Source organism: Kineococcus aridisoli (assembly GCF_050871885.1).
Taxonomy (GTDB): domain Bacteria; phylum Actinomycetota; class Actinomycetes; order Actinomycetales; family Kineococcaceae; genus Kineococcus.
This window is the reverse complement of sequence record NZ_JBJLSF010000035.1, coordinates 1-16,365: the sequence shown is the minus strand read 5'-3', so window position 1 is coordinate 16,365 and position 16,365 is coordinate 1. Positions and strand designations below refer to the sequence as shown.

The 16,365-nt window shown below is 72.4% G+C and carries 18 protein-coding genes; 16 read left to right on the top strand and 2 right to left on the bottom strand.

Annotated features, from left to right (window positions below; translation table 11 throughout):
* Positions 1–6: 6 nt before the first annotated feature.
* From ACRYM2_RS11530 to aroB, 14 genes are all read left to right on the top strand, one after another.
* A complete protein-coding gene (locus ACRYM2_RS11530; RefSeq protein ID WP_432522485.1) occupies positions 7–1,275 on the top strand; it encodes a type II secretion system F family protein in 1,269 nt (422 codons plus the stop codon).
* A gap of 207 nt (positions 1,276–1,482) precedes the next feature.
* Entirely contained in the window at positions 1,483–1,923 is a 441-nt protein-coding gene (locus ACRYM2_RS11525) for a type II secretion system protein (RefSeq protein ID WP_432522483.1), read from the top strand.
* A 78-nt stretch (positions 1,924–2,001) separates the two neighbouring features.
* Positions 2,002–2,430 carry a type IV pilin protein gene (locus ACRYM2_RS11520; RefSeq protein WP_432522481.1) on the top strand — a complete coding sequence of 143 codons (429 nt, stop codon included), beginning with the start codon at positions 2,002–2,004 and terminating at the stop codon, positions 2,428–2,430.
* A 133-nt stretch (positions 2,431–2,563) separates the two neighbouring features.
* The gene (locus ACRYM2_RS11515; RefSeq protein ID WP_432522479.1) at positions 2,564–3,784 is read left to right on the top strand and encodes a prepilin-type N-terminal cleavage/methylation domain-containing protein; all 1,221 of its coding nucleotides are present in this window, start codon (positions 2,564–2,566) and stop codon (positions 3,782–3,784) included.
* Positions 3,781–4,431: a PulJ/GspJ family protein gene (locus tag ACRYM2_RS11510; RefSeq protein ID WP_432522477.1), complete on the top strand. Its 651-nt coding sequence runs from the start codon at positions 3,781–3,783 to the stop codon at positions 4,429–4,431. The genes ACRYM2_RS11515 and ACRYM2_RS11510 overlap by 4 nt, the downstream gene beginning before the upstream one ends.
* A gap of 5 nt (positions 4,432–4,436) precedes the next feature.
* The gene (locus tag ACRYM2_RS11505) at positions 4,437–5,975 is read left to right on the top strand and encodes a ricin-type beta-trefoil lectin domain protein (RefSeq protein ID WP_432522475.1); all 1,539 of its coding nucleotides are present in this window, start codon (positions 4,437–4,439) and stop codon (positions 5,973–5,975) included.
* Positions 5,965–6,753: a prepilin peptidase gene (locus tag ACRYM2_RS11500; protein ID WP_432522473.1), complete on the top strand. Its 789-nt coding sequence runs from the start codon at positions 5,965–5,967 to the stop codon at positions 6,751–6,753. The genes ACRYM2_RS11505 and ACRYM2_RS11500 overlap by 11 nt, the downstream gene beginning before the upstream one ends.
* 123 nt (positions 6,754–6,876) lie before the next feature.
* Positions 6,877–7,923 carry a type IV pilus assembly protein PilM gene (gene pilM, locus ACRYM2_RS11495; RefSeq protein ID WP_432522471.1) on the top strand — a complete coding sequence of 349 codons (1,047 nt, stop codon included), beginning with the start codon at positions 6,877–6,879 and terminating at the stop codon, positions 7,921–7,923.
* Complete coding sequence (locus ACRYM2_RS11490) at positions 7,920–8,594, top strand: hypothetical protein (RefSeq protein WP_432522469.1); 675 nt, start codon at positions 7,920–7,922, stop codon at positions 8,592–8,594. The genes pilM and ACRYM2_RS11490 overlap by 4 nt, the downstream gene beginning before the upstream one ends.
* A 28-nt stretch (positions 8,595–8,622) precedes the next feature.
* Positions 8,623–9,270 carry a type 4a pilus biogenesis protein PilO gene (locus ACRYM2_RS11485; protein ID WP_432522467.1) on the top strand — a complete coding sequence of 216 codons (648 nt, stop codon included), beginning with the start codon at positions 8,623–8,625 and terminating at the stop codon, positions 9,268–9,270.
* Positions 9,270–10,463, top strand: a complete 1,194-nt coding sequence (locus ACRYM2_RS11480) for a hypothetical protein (protein ID WP_432522465.1) — start codon at positions 9,270–9,272, stop codon at positions 10,461–10,463. Before ACRYM2_RS11485 ends, ACRYM2_RS11480 begins: the two co-directional genes overlap by 1 nt.
* Before the next feature lie 46 nt (positions 10,464–10,509).
* A complete protein-coding gene (locus ACRYM2_RS11475) occupies positions 10,510–11,961 on the top strand; it encodes a cell wall-binding repeat-containing protein (protein WP_432522463.1) in 1,452 nt (483 codons plus the stop codon).
* Between the two features lie 106 nt (positions 11,962–12,067).
* Positions 12,068–12,631: a shikimate kinase gene (locus ACRYM2_RS11470; RefSeq protein ID WP_432522461.1), complete on the top strand. Its 564-nt coding sequence runs from the start codon at positions 12,068–12,070 to the stop codon at positions 12,629–12,631.
* Complete coding sequence (gene aroB, locus ACRYM2_RS11465) at positions 12,628–13,713, top strand: 3-dehydroquinate synthase (RefSeq protein WP_432522459.1); 1,086 nt, start codon at positions 12,628–12,630, stop codon at positions 13,711–13,713. Before ACRYM2_RS11470 ends, aroB begins: the two co-directional genes overlap by 4 nt.
* Here aroB and ACRYM2_RS11460 read toward each other — a convergent pair whose 3' ends face one another.
* Both ACRYM2_RS11460 and ACRYM2_RS11455 read right to left on the bottom strand, forming a co-directional pair.
* The gene (locus ACRYM2_RS11460) at positions 13,714–14,538 is read right to left on the bottom strand and encodes a hypothetical protein (RefSeq protein ID WP_432522457.1); all 825 of its coding nucleotides are present in this window, start codon (positions 14,536–14,538) and stop codon (positions 13,714–13,716) included. It lies immediately after the preceding gene.
* Positions 14,539–14,642: 104 nt separating this feature from the next.
* On the bottom strand, positions 14,643–15,068 hold the full coding sequence (locus ACRYM2_RS11455) for a hypothetical protein (RefSeq protein ID WP_432522455.1): 426 nt from the start codon (positions 15,066–15,068) through the stop codon (positions 14,643–14,645).
* A gap of 267 nt (positions 15,069–15,335) precedes the next feature.
* Here ACRYM2_RS11455 and efp point away from each other — a divergent pair, with 267 nt between their 5' ends.
* Together efp and nusB are read left to right on the top strand one after the other, a co-directional pair.
* The gene (gene efp / locus ACRYM2_RS11450) at positions 15,336–15,899 is read left to right on the top strand and encodes an elongation factor P (protein ID WP_166617906.1); all 564 of its coding nucleotides are present in this window, start codon (positions 15,336–15,338) and stop codon (positions 15,897–15,899) included.
* A 15-nt stretch (positions 15,900–15,914) separates the two neighbouring features.
* Positions 15,915–16,325: a transcription antitermination factor NusB gene (nusB, locus tag ACRYM2_RS11445; protein ID WP_432522453.1), complete on the top strand. Its 411-nt coding sequence runs from the start codon at positions 15,915–15,917 to the stop codon at positions 16,323–16,325.
* Positions 16,326–16,365 lie beyond the last annotated feature (40 nt).

The window sequence follows — 16,365 nt, the reverse complement described above, 5'->3', positions numbered from 1 at the left end:
CACACGATGGCCACCGCCACCAAGGCGCCCGCGAAGCCGGCTGCCAAGCCGGGCATGACGACGTTCGACTACTCCGCGCGCGACCGCACCGGAAAGCTCGTCAAGGGCACCCTCGAGGCCAACGACCGCTCGCTCGTCGCCCAGCGCCTCGTCAGCCAGGGGCTCGCCCCCGTCTCCATCGCCCAGAGCCAGGCCGGCAAGGGCATGCAGATGGAGATCAACCTGCCCGGGGGGAACCGGGTCAAGCTCAAGGACCTGGCGCTGATGTCGCGGCAGTTCGCCACGATGGTCAGTTCCGGCCTCTCCCTGCTCAAGGCGCTGTCGATCCTCGCGGAGCAGACCGAGAGCAAGAAGCTCGCCGCCACCTTGCAGGAGTGCCGCGCCGAGGTGGAGGCGGGCACCTCGCTGTCGAGCGCCCTCGTCAAGCACCGCGACGTCTTCCCCCCGCTCATGGTCAACATGGTGCGGGCCGGCGAGGTCGGCGGTTTCCTCGACCAGGTCCTCGTGCAGATCGCGGACAACTTCGAGGCCGAGGTGAAGCTCAAGGCCAAGGTGAAGGCGGCGATGACCTACCCGGTCGTCGTCTTCGTCATCGCCATCCTCGCCGTCGTCGGGATGCTGCTGTTCATCGTCCCGATCTTCGCGCAGATGTTCGCGGACATGGGCGGGACGCTGCCGCTGCCCACCCGGATCCTCGTGGTGCTCTCCCACCTCATGAAGTACGCGGCGCCCATCGGCGTGGTGCTGGCGATCGTCGCTCCGATCGTCTGGCGCAAGGTCAAGGACGAGCGGAAGGTCCGCGAGCTGGTCGACCCGCTGAAGCTCAAGGTGCCCATCTTCGGCTTGCTGTCGCAGAAGATCGCGCTCAGCCGTTTCACCCGCAACCTCGGCACCATGCTGCGCTCGGGCGTGCCCATCCTGCAGAGCCTGGAGATCGTCGGTGACGCCAGCGGGAACGTCGTCATCGAGCGCGCAGCCAAGGACGTCATGGAGAGCGTGCGCTCGGGGCGCTCGCTGGCCGGCCCGCTCGCCGAGCACGCCGTCTTCCCGGCGATGGTCGTGCAGATGATGAGCGTCGGCGAGGACACCGGTGCCCTGGACGCCATGCTGCACAAGATCTCCGACTTCTACGACCAGGAGGTCGAGGCGACCACGGAGGCCCTGACGAGCCTCATCGAACCCCTCATGATCGCCTTCCTGGGCGGCATCGTGGGCTCGATGATCGTGGCCATGTACCTGCCCATCTTCAAGGTCATGGACCTCGTCCAGGGCTGATCCCAGCACCTCCGGCGGCCCGTGCGCGATGGCGCACGGGCCGTCTGCGTTCTCCTGCCCGCCGGCGGATGCACCGTTCGGGTGACGCGGTGACGAAGGTGCTCAAGCTTCCGCGGGCCGCACCGATACCTCCATCAGAGCCGCACACCAGCCGGTGCGCGAGACGCGAGCGGCTCCGGTACTCACACTCACGAAGGAGAGCGTCGAATGCTCGCTCGCATCCGCAAGGCCATGGACGAGAAGGACCAGGGCTTCACCCTGATCGAGCTCCTCGTCGTCATGATCATCATCGGGATCCTGGCCGCCATCGCCATCCCGACCTTCCTGAACCAGCGCAACAAGGGCTACGACACCCAGGCGAAGTCCGACGTGCGTGCTGCTCAGACCGAGCTCGAGACCTACTACACCGACGCTCAGGCGTACCCGACGGCTGTGGCCTGGGGCCCGGCGCCGACCACCAACGCCTCTGCCACCACGGTCTACATCAAGCGCTCGGCCAACGTCGACACCGCGGCTCCCGCCTACTTCAAGGACGACGCCACGGGCAACTACTGCGTCTCCGTGAAGTCGAAGTCCGGCACCTTCTGGAAGGTGACGAACGCCACCTCCGGCGTCGTCACCGGTGCTTGCACCAGCGCCACCGCCTGACCCTGAAGCACGTCGAACGGCGCCCGGCCATGAGTCGGGCGCCGTTCGTCGTTCCCATCGAAGAATCGAGATGTTGCGGTGCGTAGGAATCGGTGTGCGCAGGACGGGGGTTTCACCCTGATCGAACTGCTCGTCGTCATGATCGTCATCGGGATCTTGGCCGCCATCGCCATCCCCAGCTTCCTCGCGCAGCGCAATCGCGCCTTCGATGCCCAGGCCCGCGCCGACGTACGCGCTGCTCAGAACGAGCTGGAGGCGTACTTCAGCGGGTCGCAGACCTATCCCGACGCCGTGGTGTGGTCCGACACCACCCCCGTGCCGGCGAACGCGGCCACCGTCAAGCGGTCCAAGGACGTCGCCGCCGGAGCCGCATCCCTGGTCTACCAGCACAGCAGAGACGACTACTGCATCTCGGTCCGCTCCCGCTCCGGGTCCTGGATCGCCATCACGAGCAGCCGCTCCGGTGCGGTGAGCCAGGATCAGGCCTGCACGAGCCCGCTCGGGTGAACCCGGCCCCCTGGCCGTGGCGCGCGCTCAAGACGTGCGGAACGGGCACCGATCACCACTCCGAAGGCCCCGCGGCAGGTCCGTGGTGCACCGACCGCCCGACGGGGCGCACGACGTTCAGGGAGGGCCGGACATGACGGACCCGTCGCCGGGAGACCACCGCGATGCCGGCTTCTCCCTCGTCGAGGTGGTCGTCGCCCTCGTGCTGCTCGCGGCGATCGCCGCCTCGACCGCCGCCTTCTTCCTGCGCGGCTCCGTCGCCGCCAGCGAGCAGCAGCGCAACCAGGCCGCCACCGCGCTGGCGACCCAGGCCATGGACTCCGCGCGCGCCGTCCAGGTCAAGTACCTCCTCGCCGGCCGTTCAGAGAACGCGGTGAACACGCAGTGGAGCGCCTCCACCGCGCCGCTCAAGACCAGCACGCTCCCCGCCTGGGACTCCTCGGCCGGTGCCGCCTCCGTGCCCGCGCTGCCGCTGACGTCGACCGTGCAGCAGCAGGGGCAGACCTACCGGATCTCCACGCTCGTCGGGGTCTGCTTCCGGCCGACCGGCAGCGTCTCGAACGAGCAGTGCACGAGGGCCGGCGCGAGCAACGCGCAGAGCACCGTCACCGGCCACGTCCGGATGTACCGCGTCATCGTCGAGGTGAGCTGGTCCAACGGCGCCCGCTCCTCGCGCTGCCAGGCCGGCACCTGCACCTACCGCACCGACACCCTCGTGGACCCCTCCGCCGAGCTGCGCTGGAGCGTCACGCCGGCTCCCGTCATCGAGCCGAGCACGCAGGGAACCACCGCGCAGACCGGCACCTCCAGCGCCGTGTCGCTGCGCACCCTCGTGGACGCCGGCAACACCGACCAGTACTCCCGGATCTACGTCAGCTCCACCAATGCCGGCACCGGCAGCTTCAACATCGACGGCGCGCCCTACGACGCCGCCACCCGCTTCTCCGGCAAGGAGCTCACGTTCACGCCGCCGCTGAACACGGTGGGCACCTACTGGGTGCGCTGGTTCGTGCGCAACAACGACGGCCAGGCCTCCAAGACGGTGACGATGACCGTCCCGGTGCAGCCGGTCGCCACCGCCGACACCTTCACCGCCAAGCTCCTGACGAGCGCCACGACGATCGACGTGCTCGCCAACGACAAGCCCACCGGAGGGCCGTCCGTGTACGTCGAGACCCCCGTGCGCACGGCCGGCAGCTGCGGTCTGACCCGCGTCGGCACGAGCAACCGGTTCACCGTCACCACGGCGAACGCGCTGGAGACGTGCCGGTGGACGTACGTGCTGCGCGGTGTCGGCGACTCCAGCAACCTCAGGACCGCCGCCACGAACCTCACGGTCCAGGTGATCGCGTGAGCGAGCAGCCCGCCGACGAGGGCATGACCCTCGTCGAGACCCTCGTCGGGATGCTGATCTTCTCGATCTGCTTCGCCGTCTTCGTGGCCGGTCTGCAGCTGATGGTCCGCGACACCAACCGCACGCAGCAGGTGTCGGACGCCACCGACCAGATGCGCAAGGCGTTCCAGGCGATGGACCTCGAGGCCCGCTACGCGGAGTCTGTCAACGCGCCGGCCGTCGTGGACGGCGCGTGGTGGGTGGAGTTCCGCGACCCCATCGTCGACGGCGGGAACCCCCGGTGCACGCAGTGGCGCTACGCGGTCTCCTCCGGCCTGCTCGAGGAGCGGTCGTGGGACTCGACGCAACCCGCGGGGTCCACCTGGCGCACGCTGGCGACGGGCCTGTCCACCGACGCGGCGCTGCTGACGGACGCCACCCGGCAGCCCTTCACCCGGACCTTGGCCACCCAGGCCGCGGGGACGACGGACGAGCTGAGGCAGCAGACCATCGCCGTGCGCCTGGAGTCCCCGCGCCGCGCCTCCGACGGCAGCCGCCGGGCGGTGGACGTCCTGCAGACCACCTTCACGGCACAGAACAGCAGCTCGCAGTCCGACTCGAACCTCGGGTCCGCGGTCTGCTCCCCGACGACCAACCGGACCCGGTGAGGACGATGACTGGACTCGTGCGGATCCTGCGGACCCGCCTCGACGCGCAGCACGGCCGGCAGGACGAGGGCGCCGCGCTGCTCATCGTCATGACGAGCGTGCTCGTGACGGCGGCGCTGAGCGTCGTCATCCTCGGCCTCGTCCTCAGCCAGATGCTGCCCACGCGCGTGCAGGCCAAGCGCACCGCGACCCTGGCCACCGCGCAGGCGGGGATCGACGCGGCGACCTCCCAGATGCGGGCGGCCATCGGCACCTACAACGCCGACAACGTCGCCTTCGGGGGCAAGAACAAGCTGCCCTGCTCGCTCACCGGAGCCGTCGGGAACCAGAACTACTCGGTGTCCATCACCTACTACGACACCGACCCGACCGAGCTGTCGGCCGCCGAGCAGGCGATCCGCAGGATCACCTGCACCCCCGGCGGCGGCACGCAGTACGTCCCCTCGCACGCGGTCATCACCTCCGAGGGCGCGGCGCCCGCCGTGAAGGGTCAGGCCGCGGATGTGGGCAACCGCAAGCTGAAGGCGCTCTACTCCTTCCAGCTCGACAACGGCAACATCGCCGGCGGCATCATGTGGAGCGCGCCCGGGAGCAAGTACTGCCTGCAGGCGGAGTCCGCGACGGTCGGCGCCAAGGTCAAGTACGTCGCGTCCGGCGCCTGCGCCTTCAACGACGTCAGGCAGATGTGGGTCTACAACACGGACTACACCATCGTGCTCGCCAGCACGCTCAAGGCCACGCGCCTGTGCCTGCAGGGCAAAACTAACGCCGACGCCGACGTCGAGCTGGCGGTGTGCGACCCGGCGAAGCCCGCACAGCTGTGGAGCTACGAGGGTGGTGCCCGGTTCAAGGGGCAGAACAACGGCAACACCGACTACGGCAGCCGCTGCCTGGGGACCGGCTCGAACGTCGCGGACACCGCGATGGCCGGCAGGGTCCTGCGCAACGGCGCCTGCGCCAGCGACCAGGAGTGGGGTTCCTTCGCCCCCGACCCCAGCGTCGGTGCCGGTGCGGCGTCCTACCAGACCAAGCAGATCGTCAACTACTTCGAATTCGGCCGCTGCATGGACGTCACCAACGAGGACATCAACTACTCGCTGATGATCATCTATCCCTGCAAGCAGGACCCGTCGGGCGGCAGCAAGCTCAAGTGGAACCACAAGTGGTACTACACCGAGAACATCGCCGCCACGCAGAGCATCTACGTCCTACAGCACAACGACCCGGCGAGGAAGTACTGCCTCACCGCGGCGGCCGCGTCGGTGGCCGACGCGGACGCCAACCTCGTCTTCCGCACCTGCGATGGCCGCGCCGAGCAGCGGTTCACCCGCTTCTACAAGATGCCGGACTACGCCGACAGCTACACGTTCGTGGACTTCTCCGGCCGCTGCCTGAGCGTCGGGCCGAGGTGGAACAACGGGAACTTCTCCCGCATGGTCTCGGCGGCCTGCAACGGCGGCTCGGCGCAGAAGTGGAACGCCCCGCAGCTCATCAGCGACCCTGGCGTCAGCGCGGTGCGCGAGGTCCAGCACGATGTCGCCTGAGGTCGTCGCCGCCGGCCTGTTCGGCCTGCTCGTCGGCTCCTTCCTCAATGTCGTCGCCCACCGGGTGCCGCTCGGGCTCTCGGTCGTGCGTCCCGCCAGCCGGTGCCCCGGGTGCGGCCACGAGGTGCGCCGGCGCGACAACGTGCCGGTGCTCTCGTGGGTGCTGCTGCGCGGGCGCTGCCGGGACTGCGCAGCGCCCATCAGCGTCCGCTACCCCCTCGTGGAGCTCGCGACCGGGGTCCTGTTCGCCGCCACCGCCGCCGTGGTGGGGCCGACCTGGGCCCTGCCCGCGTACCTGTACCTGGCCGGGATCGCCGTCCCCCTGACGCTGATCGACCTCCAGGTCCACCGGCTGCCGGACCGCATCGTCCTGCCGTCCTACGGCGTCGCCCTGGTCCTGCTGACCGCGGCGAGCGCCGGGTCGGGGGACTGGGCGGCCCTGCTGCGCGCCCTGGCCGGCGGCTGCGCGCTCTTCCTGCTGTACGCGGTCGTCTTCGTGGTGAAACCCGGCGGCATGGGCCTCGGGGACGTGAAGCTGGCCGGGGTCCTGGGTCTCTACCTCGCCTGGTGGAGCTGGGACGCGCTGGCGGTCGGCGGCTTCCTGGCCTTCCTGCTCGGCGGTCTCGTCGCCGTCCCCCTCGTGCTGTTCACCGCCGCGGGCCGGCGCTCGAAGATGCCCTTCGGGCCGGCGATGCTGGTTGGCGCGCTGCTCGCCCTCGTCGTCGCCGAGCCGGTCGGGGACTGGTACCTCTCCCTCGTGGGACTGGGCACCGTCTGAACCCGCGCGCCCGGGTCCCATCGGGCGACATCGCCGCAGCGGCCTCAAGGAGGGTGCCGGCGGTTCCGATCATCACCTCGGGCCCCACCGGGCCCACCACCCACCGACTCTGGAGGAGGCGACGTGCCCGGACGAACCGCCGTCGGTCTCGACATCGGCACTTCGGGCGTTCGCGCCGCCGAGCTGTCCTACGGACGTGACGGCATCACGCTGGAGAAGTTCGGGCAGGTCGCCCTCCCCGAGGGGGCGGTCCGCGACGGCGAGGTGCTCGACCGCCCCGCGGTCGTGGAGGCGCTCAAGACGCTGTGGAAGGCCAGCGGCTTCAAGGGCAAGCGCGTGGCCCTCGGCGTCGCCAGCCAGCGCGTCGTCGTGCGCCAGCTCGAGCTGCCGTGGCTGCCTCGGGCCGAGCTGAAGTCCTCGCTGCCGCTGCAGGTGCAGGAGTACCTGCCGATGCCCGTCGAGGACTCCGTCCTGGACTTCCACGTCACCGAGGAGCTCAACGACGAGGACGGCCGGCGCCTGCGCGGCCTGCTCGTCGCCGCGACCCGCGACGCGGTCCTGTCCAACGTGCACGCGGTGGAGGCGGCCGGCCTGCGCGCGACGTCGGTCGACCTGACCTCCTTCGCCGTGCTGCGCGCCGCGGGCAAGCAGCACAGCGACGTCGCGACCGAGGCGCTGCTGGACATCGGCGCCCGGGTCAGCAACCTCGTCATCCACTCCGGCGGTTCGCCCCGCTTCGTCCGCATCCTGCTCATGGGCGGTCAGGACATCACCGACGCGATCGCCGAGCGCGTGGGCCTGCCCTCCTCGGTGGCCGAGGCGGTCAAGCGCGGCAACGCCGAGGAGCTGACGGACGCCGAGGCCCAGCTGGCGGCCTCGGCCGTGGAGCTGATGACCGAGGTCTTCGTCGACGAGGTCCGCGGTTCGCTGGACTACTACGCGGCCTCCAACCCCCAGTTCCCCGTCGAGCGGATCCTCGTCTCCGGCGGCGGGTCCCTGCTGGCGGACGTCTCGCACAAGCTGCAGCAGGTCACCCGCAAGCCGGTCGCCCCCGCCGACGTGCTCTCCAACGTGCGCCTCGGCCGCACCGGCCTGGACGAGCACCAGCTCGCAGCCATCCACCCGCTGGCGGCGGTGCCCGTCGGCCTCGCCCTCGGAGCGGTCTCATGAGCCTCCAGACGCTCGACGCGCTCACCACGCGCACCAGCGTGGTCCGCGTCGACCTGCTGCCGCGCGAGGTCGCCGCGGCCCGCGGCAGCCGGCTGCTGCGCATCGGGCTCGGCGCGGGGCTGGCGGCCGTCGCCGGCGTCGCGTGCGCGGCCACCCTCGTCACGGCCGGGCACGTCTCGACGGCCAAGGAGGCCCTCGCCGCCGAGCAGCAGCGCACGCTGCAGCTGCAGCAGGCCCAGCGCGCCTACGCCGACGTGCCCGTCGTCCTCGGCCAGCTGGAGGACGCCAAGGACGTCCAGCGGCAGGTCACGGCCGGCGACGTGCCCACGTACCTGCTCCTGGACCAGCTCGCCGGCCGAGCACCGCTCGACCTGGCGCTCACGGCCGTCGACCTGAAGGTCACCCCGGGTGCGGCGACCGGTGCGGCGACGGGTGCGGCGGAGGAGGTCGTCGGCGCCGACCCCCTCGCGGTCGCCGGCATCGGCACGGTCTCGGTGACCGGCCAGACGAGGAGCCAGGCGCAGGTGGCGGCGTTCATGGACGCGGTGGACACCATCGGCGGCATGACCGGCACCCGCCTGAGCAGCTCCACCCTCGATCCCGCCACCGGGCTCATCACCTTCACCACCACCACCACGCTCACCGACGACGCCCTGTCGTCGACGCGGTGACCCGAGAGACGACAGGAGGCCCGACGAGATGACGCAGAACAAGAACACCGTCTGGATCGCCGGCACCGGCGTCCTCGCGGTGCTGGTGCTGCTGGCGACCTACTTCCTGCTGATCGCGCCCAAGCGCGCGGAGGCGGCGGACCTGGCGACCCAGACGCTGCAGGCGCAGCAGGACAACCAGGTGCTGGAGCAGGAGACGGCGCTGCTCGAGGCGCAGTTCGCGACCCTCGACGAGCGCCGCGCCGAGATCGCCGCGATCACCGCCGAGCTGCCGGCCGAGGCGCAGACGCAGCAGCTGCTGCGGCAGGTTGAGACCTACGCCACCGCCAGCGGGATCACCCTGCTGTCGGTCGCCCCCGGTGCCCCGGTGCTGCACGGCGTCGACGCCACGGGCGCGGCGGCCGACACCAGCGGTCCCGTCGTCGTGGACCTCCCGATCACCCTGACCACCGAGGGCGCCTTCGCCGGCACCGAGCTGTTCCTCAAGCAGCTGCAGGCCGACATGGGCCGTTTCCTGCTGGTCGACGACCTCAGCCTCGCCACCAGCACGACGGACGGGGGCGAGGGCGTGACCACGACGGTGACCGGCCGCGTCTTCGTCATGCGCGACGCGCAGACCGCCGGCACCACCGAGGCCGGCACCGCCACCACCACGACCGACGGGAGTGAGAGCTGATGTGGGGCAAGCCCGCTGACGAGTCCGCCGAGCTGCCCGAGGTCGAGCTGCCCGGGTTCTTCGACGAGGTGCCGGGCGACCGCCGGCCGGTGCGCGCCGTGCTCGGGGGCGTGGCGGCCGTGGCCGTCCTCGCCGGCGGTGCCGGTGCGTTCCTGTGGCTGGGCAGCGTCCCCTCCGCGGACGCCTCCGCCGTCGGCGCACCGGGGGCTCTCGCGACACCCTCGGTGTCCGAGACGACGGGACCGTCCTCCTCCGTCGCCTTCGCGGCGAACGGCCGCGACATCTTCGACCAGCTGGCCACCCCCGCTGCCGCCGCCGACGTGGAATCGACCGCGCAGGCGGAGGGGAGCGGCACCTCGACCGGCTCGACCGGCTCGACCGGCGTCACCGGGACGAGCGCCCCGGCGGCGGGGGGTTCTGCGGTGACCGTCAAGCCGTCGGCGACCGCGAAGGCCACCGCTACGACGACGAAGGCCCCGACGGCGACCACCACGACGCCCGCCACCCCGCCGAAGGCGACGCCGACCGTCAGCCGTTCGACCGCTCCCGCCTGGCAGAAGGGGGTCGTCAGGTTCGACGGGATCCCCGAGGGCAGCACCACCGGCGAGGGCGGCTTCACCCTCGACGCCGACGGCACCAACCCCGTCGCCGGTTCGCTCACCGCCGGCTCGCTCGTCCCCTCCACCTCGACCGTGTACCGCCCGTGGGGCATCACGACGGAACGGCCGATGACCGCGGAGGAGAAGGCTGCCTGCGAGCAGCAGGTCAAGAACGCCGCCACCTCCGAGGACGCGGCGAGGATCAACCGCACGACGAAGAACTGCAGCGTGACCGACGACTACGTGTGGCAGGCCGTCTTCGTGCCCAGCAGCCAGGCCAAGCTCGCCGACACCAACACCGAGGCCTTCGGTTGGATCGTCGCCGCGGACACCAAGCTCGCGGACGCGGTCGTCGGCAAGGTCACGGGCACGATCCGCTGGATCGGCGGGCGCGGTGACAAGTACCTCGTCCAGGTGAACGACGAGCCCGGTGTCTGGGTCGAGGCCGGCGAGGCCGTCCCCGGAACCCCGCTGGTCTTCAAGGGCATCGGCCTGGACTCGATCGCGCGCGGTGACGTCGCGGTCTTCACCGCCGGCGGCACCCAGTACTTCACCGTGATCGGTGGCGGCGAGAACGCCGGCATCACCTTCTGAGACGCCGCCCACCCCGACCAGACCCTCCACCACCTCGGAGACCACCATGATCCGCACGTCCCCCGCCGCCACTCGGCGTGCCACGGCCGCGGTCGTCCTCGCCGGCCTCGTCGGTGGAGCGGCTGCGACGGCCGCGGACGCCTCTCCCGTCCGCTTCCACCAGGTCTACGGCGCGGACCGCTACATCACCTCCGCGCTCGTCGACGACCTGCCCACGAACACCGCGTACGTGGTGTCCGGCACGAACTACCCCGACGGCCTGACCGCCGGCGCGGTGGCCGGCAAGGGCAAGCCGGTGGAGGGTGGCAACGTCTACCTCACCGAACGCGGTGCGCTCCCGCAGGCCGTCCGCGAGCGGATCGTCTACGCCTCCAAGGTCGTCGTCGTCGGCGGGGAGGCCTCCGTCGGCGCCGACGTCATGACCTGGCTGCAGCAGAACACTCGGGCCGCTCTCAGCCGGGTCAGCGGTGCGGACCGCTTCGATACCGCCGCGGCCCTGTCGGCGGTCTCGTACCCGACCCCGGCCGCCGGGGCGGCCGGGGTGCAGAACGTCGTCATCGCCACCGGGTACGACTACCCGGACGCGCTGGCGGGCAGCGCCGCGGCCGCGCACGTGGACTCGCCCCTGCTGCTCGTGCAGGGCGACAGCGTCCCGGCGTCCGTCGTCGCCGAGCTGCAGCGGCTGCGCCCGCAGGCCATCACGGTCGTCGGCGGCGCGAACCGGGTCGGTGACGCGGTGCTGGCACGCCTGCGGGAGTTCACCTCCGGCCCGGTCACCCGCATCGCGGGCACGGACCGCTACGACACGGCGAACCGCGTCAGCGCCGCGTTCTTCCGCGACGCGGAGGAGGTCACGCTCGCCTCCGGGGAGACGTTCGCCGACGCCCTCGCGGCCGGCGCGCGCGCCGGCCGTCACGAGGGACCCCTGCTGCTCACGGCCAGCACCTGCCTGACCGAGCAGACGAACCTGGAGATCGAGCGGCTGCAGGCTCCGTACGGCGAGGACGCCGACCTCGACGCGATCGGCGGCCCGAGCCGCATCACCGAGGAGGCGGCCAAGCGCACCAACTGCCAGCCGCCCGGGACCGCGCCGAAGACCTACCTCGACGGCCTCCCCTACGTGCAGGGCAGCGGTCGCTACCGCCACGACCACGCGACGATCGCGGGGCGCTTCTACCCGCGCTCGACCGCCTTCGACGCCGATCCCCGCAACTCCGACTACGGCACCTGGTCGCTGGGCGCGAAGCGCTCCCGCTTCACCATGGTGGCCGGGATCGCCGACGGCAACACCAGCGGTCTGACCTCCACCGTCGCCGTCTACGGCGACGAGAAGCTGCTGGCCTCGGGCGTCGTCGCGAAGGGCGCCCCGGTGGCCTTCGACGTGGATGTGCGCGGTGTCGACAACCTCAAGGTCGTCACCACGTCGCCCAACGCGGCGCTGACGCCGGCCGCCCCGGACGTCAACCGCGTCTACTTCGGCGACGCCGCCGTCAGCTGACGCCGGCCGCTGCGCGCAGGGCCCGCACCCCTCGGGGTGCGGGCCCTTCCTGCGTCCCGGCCTAGGATGCGGGACGCAGCCCGTCCCCGACCGCAGGAGCCTCCCCGTGATCGTGCTTGTCGGCTTCATGGGCGCCGGCAAGAGCACCGTGGGGCGCTTGCTCGCCGCGCAGCTGGGGCTGCCCTCCACCGACACCGACGCGGTGATCGAGCAGTGCACCGGCCGCGGCATCCCCGAGATCTTCCGCACCGACGGCGAGCCCGCCTTCCGCGACCTCGAGGAGGCCGCGGTCGCCGACGTGCTGGCCGGCCCGCAGGCCGTGGTCTCCCTCGGCGGCGGGGCGTGCGGGCGCGAGGGCACCCGCGCGCGGCTGCGCGGGCACACCGTCGTCCACCTCGACGTCTCCCTGACGCAGGTCCGCGAGCGCACCCGCGGCGACACCGGCCGGCCGGTGCTGCAGCGCGGGGACCTGGAGCAGTTGCACGCCGAGCGGCGCGCGGTGTTCACGGCGCTCGCCGACGTCGAGGTCCTCACCGACGGGCGGCCGGCCGCCGATGTCGCGGCGGCGGTGCTGGGCGCGCTCGCCGTGCTCGACACGACCCGGGCGGGCACGCCCGCTCCCGACGGCGCGCTGCCCGGTGCGCCGCAGCACTCCCCGGAGGAGCCATGAGCACCGAGACCGTCCGCATCCCCGTCCCGGGCGAGGCGCCCTACGACGTCCTCATCGGCCGGGGGCTGCTGGGGGAGCTGCGCGGCCTGCTGGGCCCGAAGGTGGCCAAGGTGCTCGTCGTGCACCCGCGGGCGCTGCGCACCACCGGTGAGGCCGTGCGCGACGACCTGGTCGCCCAGGGGCTGGAGGCCGTGCTCGCCGAGGTGCCCGACGGCGAGGAGGCCAAGTCCGCCGAGGTTGCCGCCTTCTGCTGGACCGTGCTCGGCCAGTCGGACTTCACCCGCTCCGACGCCGTCGTCGGCGTCGGCGGGGGAGCGGTCACCGACCTGGCCGGGTTCGTGGCCGCCACCTGGCTGCGCGGGGTGCGGGTCGTGCACGTGCCGACGACGCTGCTGGCGATGGTCGACGCCGCCGTGGGCGGCAAGACGGGCATCAACACCGCCGAGGGCAAGAACCTCGTCGGCTCCTTCCACCCGCCCGCCGGCGTCCTGTGCGACCTCGACGCCCTCGACACGCTGCCGCCGCACGACCTGCGCGCCGGGCTGGCCGAGGTCGTCAAGTGCGGCTTCATCGCCGACGAGCGCATCCTCGAGCTCGTCGAGGCCGGCGTGCAGGCGGCCACCGACCCGCGCTCGTCGGTGCTGGCCGAGCTCGTCGAGCGCGCCGTGCGCGTCAAGGCGCGCGTCGTGGGGGAGGACCTCAAGGAGTCCGACCTGCGGGAGATCCTCAACTACGGGCACACCTTCGCCCACGCCGTGGAGCTCGTCGAGCGCTACCAGTGGCGCCACGGCGCCGCCGTCAGCGTCGGCCTGGTCTACGTCGCCGAGCTGGCCCGGATGGCCGGGCGCCTCTCCGACGCCGACGCCGACCGGCACCGCGCGGTGCTGACCTCGCTGGGCCTGCCGACGACCTACCGCGGCGACCGCTGGCCGCAGCTGCTGGACGCCATGAAGCGGGACAAGAAGTCCCGGGGGGCGCTGCTGCGCTTCGTCGTGCTCGACGGCATCGGCCGCCCCTCGCGCCTGGAGGGCCCGGACCCGGCGCTGCTGCAGGCGGCCTACGCGGAGATCAGCGCGAGCTGATCACGGGCGGGCGCACGGCACGTCGCTGACGCCGGTCCGCGGGGAGTAGTGCACCGGTGCGCCGACCAGCCCCTCGCCCCGCAGGCAGAAGTCGTCGGCGCCGGCGCTGAGGATCCGCACGTCGTTGAAGGAGTCCGGGACGGACAGCTGCGACAGGTCCGAGGCGTAGGTGCCGTTGAGCGCCCGGTAGCTGGCCTCCGCGGCCGCCAGGCCGTCCAGGTCCGAGACCACGCTCGCGCGCGACCAGTCCTGGGCGGCCTGCCACACGCCCGGGCCGGCGACCTTGCCCGCACCCGCCAGGACGAGCAGGACGCCGACGGTGGCGAGCGCGCGCAGCGCCGAGCCGCGGCGCTTGCGGCGCACCGGGGCCGAGGTGTCGGTGCTCGCGCGGCCGATGCCGGCGGCGTAGGCGGCCTGCGAGCGGCCACCGGGGTTGAACGGGGCGGGACGGCCCACGACGGGAGCGAAGGACGCGTCGCGCACCGGGGGCGGCGCGGTCACGGGCGCGGGGGTCGCGGGCAGCGCGCGGGCCCGGGCCCGCGCCGCCGGCGTCTCGGGGCTGCGCGGGGCGCCCGGCCGCGCGACGGGCGCCGGGGGCGCGAGCAGCGGCACGGCCGGCGGCACGGGGACGGGCGCGGCCGCACCGGCGTGCCCGGTCTCGTGCCCGGTCTCGTGCCCGGTCTCGTGCCCGACCTCCTCGTCGACGGGGGCGGGCACGGCCTCGCGCACGTAGTCCAGCAGCACGCCGTCGGAGCGGCGGTACCGGCGCGGGGCGGACTCGCCGTCCGGTGTGGGGTGCTCCCCGGTGGGGACTGCCTGCGACATGGTCGACCTCCGCTCCTCCGGACAGGCATCGGACGCCGCGGGGCGCTCCTGCAGCCCGCGGCGGCGGGTTCACCCGCTCGGACGCCGGGCGCCGGGCGCGCCCCTCAGGAGCAGGCGGTGGTGGAGAAGCCGGAGACCGAGGAGTAGAAGAGCACCGAGCGGGTGGAGGCGTCGTAGGCGCCGGCGCAGAACGAGGTCGCGTCGGCGTGCACGATCGCCACGTCCTGCGGGACCTGCGCCAGCCCCAGGTCGTCCAGCCGCGTCGTGTAGCGGCCGTTCTCGGCCTTCCAGGCCGCCTGGGCGGTGGCGACCTGCTGCAGTCCGGTGCGCAGCGAGGTGGCCGCGTCGGCGTGCTGCCCGCCGATCACGACGGGGGCGACGACGGCCGCCGCGAGCGCGAGGACGGTCGCGGCGCTCGCGAGCGCGACGACGGCCCGGCGCGGCCGGGGCGCGCCCGTGCCCTCGCCGGGGGTGCCCAGCCCGGCGTCGTGCGCGGCGCCGCCTGCGGCCGCGCCCGTGGGGACGTGCATCCGCTGCCTCCTCCGGCGCTCTCGTGCGGACCCTCCGTGGACTCCTCCGGGCATCGGGCGCCGGGGGCGGCGACTGAGGTCGTGGGCGTGCGCGCCACCCGGACGCGCGCGGGCTCTCCACCGTCCGGCGCAACGCCCGGCGCGCCTGCTCGCCACGCGCGCAGGCGGGCGCCCTCGCCCCGCTCGGTACGATGGCCCCGCCCCACCCGCGTCCGGTCCCGGTCCGCGGGACGCGACAGACGCAGACGAGACGGACTGAGAGACGACGTGGCATCGACGAACGACCTGAAGAACGGCACCGTGCTGAACCTCGACGGCAACCTCTGGTCGGTGGTCGAGTTCCAGCACGTCAAGCCCGGCAAGGGCGGCGCCTTCGTCCGGACCAAGCTCAAGAACGTGCTCTCCGGCAAGGTCGTGGACCGCACCTTCAACGCCGGCACCAAGGTCGACACCGCGACGGTCGACAAGCGCGACATGCAGTACCTGTACAAGGACGGCGAGGACTTCGTCTTCATGGACTCCTCGACCTACGACCAGATCACCATCCCGGCCGCGACGGTGGGCGACGCCGCCGACTACATGCTCGAGAACCTCGAGGTCATGGTCGCCACCCACGAGGGCACCCCGCTGTACGTGGAGCTGCCGACCTCCGTGGTGCTGGAGATCACCTACACCGAGCCGGGTCTGCAGGGCGACCGCTCCACCGGCGGCACCAAGCCGGCCACCGTGGAGACCGGCGCGGAGATCCAGGTCCCGCTGTTCCTGGAGACCGGCACGAAGGTCAAGGTCGACACCCGCTCGGGCGACTACCTCGGCCGCGTCAACGACTGAGGGTCGTGATCTGAGATGGCTGCCCGCCGCAAGGCGCGCAAGCGCGCGCTGGAGGTCCTCTTCGAGGCCGACCAGCGCCAGCTGGACCCGCTGACCGTCCTCAAGGACAGGATCGTGCGCGCCGACCCGCCGATCGGCGAGTACGCGGTGACGGTCGTGGAGGGCGTCGTCGAGCACCAGGCGCGCATCGACGAGGTGCTCTCCACGTACTCGATGGGCTGGACGATCGACCGGATGCCCGCGGTGGACCGGGCCGTGCTGCGCATCGGCACCTGGGAGGTCCTGTACGCCGCGGACGTGCCCGACCACGTGGCCGTCAGCGAGGCCGTGGAGATCAGCCAGGAGCTCTCGACCGACGAGTCGCCGAAGTTCGTCAACGGCCTGCTGGCCCGCATCGCCGAGCTCAAGGAGACCCTCACCGCCTGAGCACGCCGACCTCCCGCACCGCGGTGCCCCCGCGGTGCGG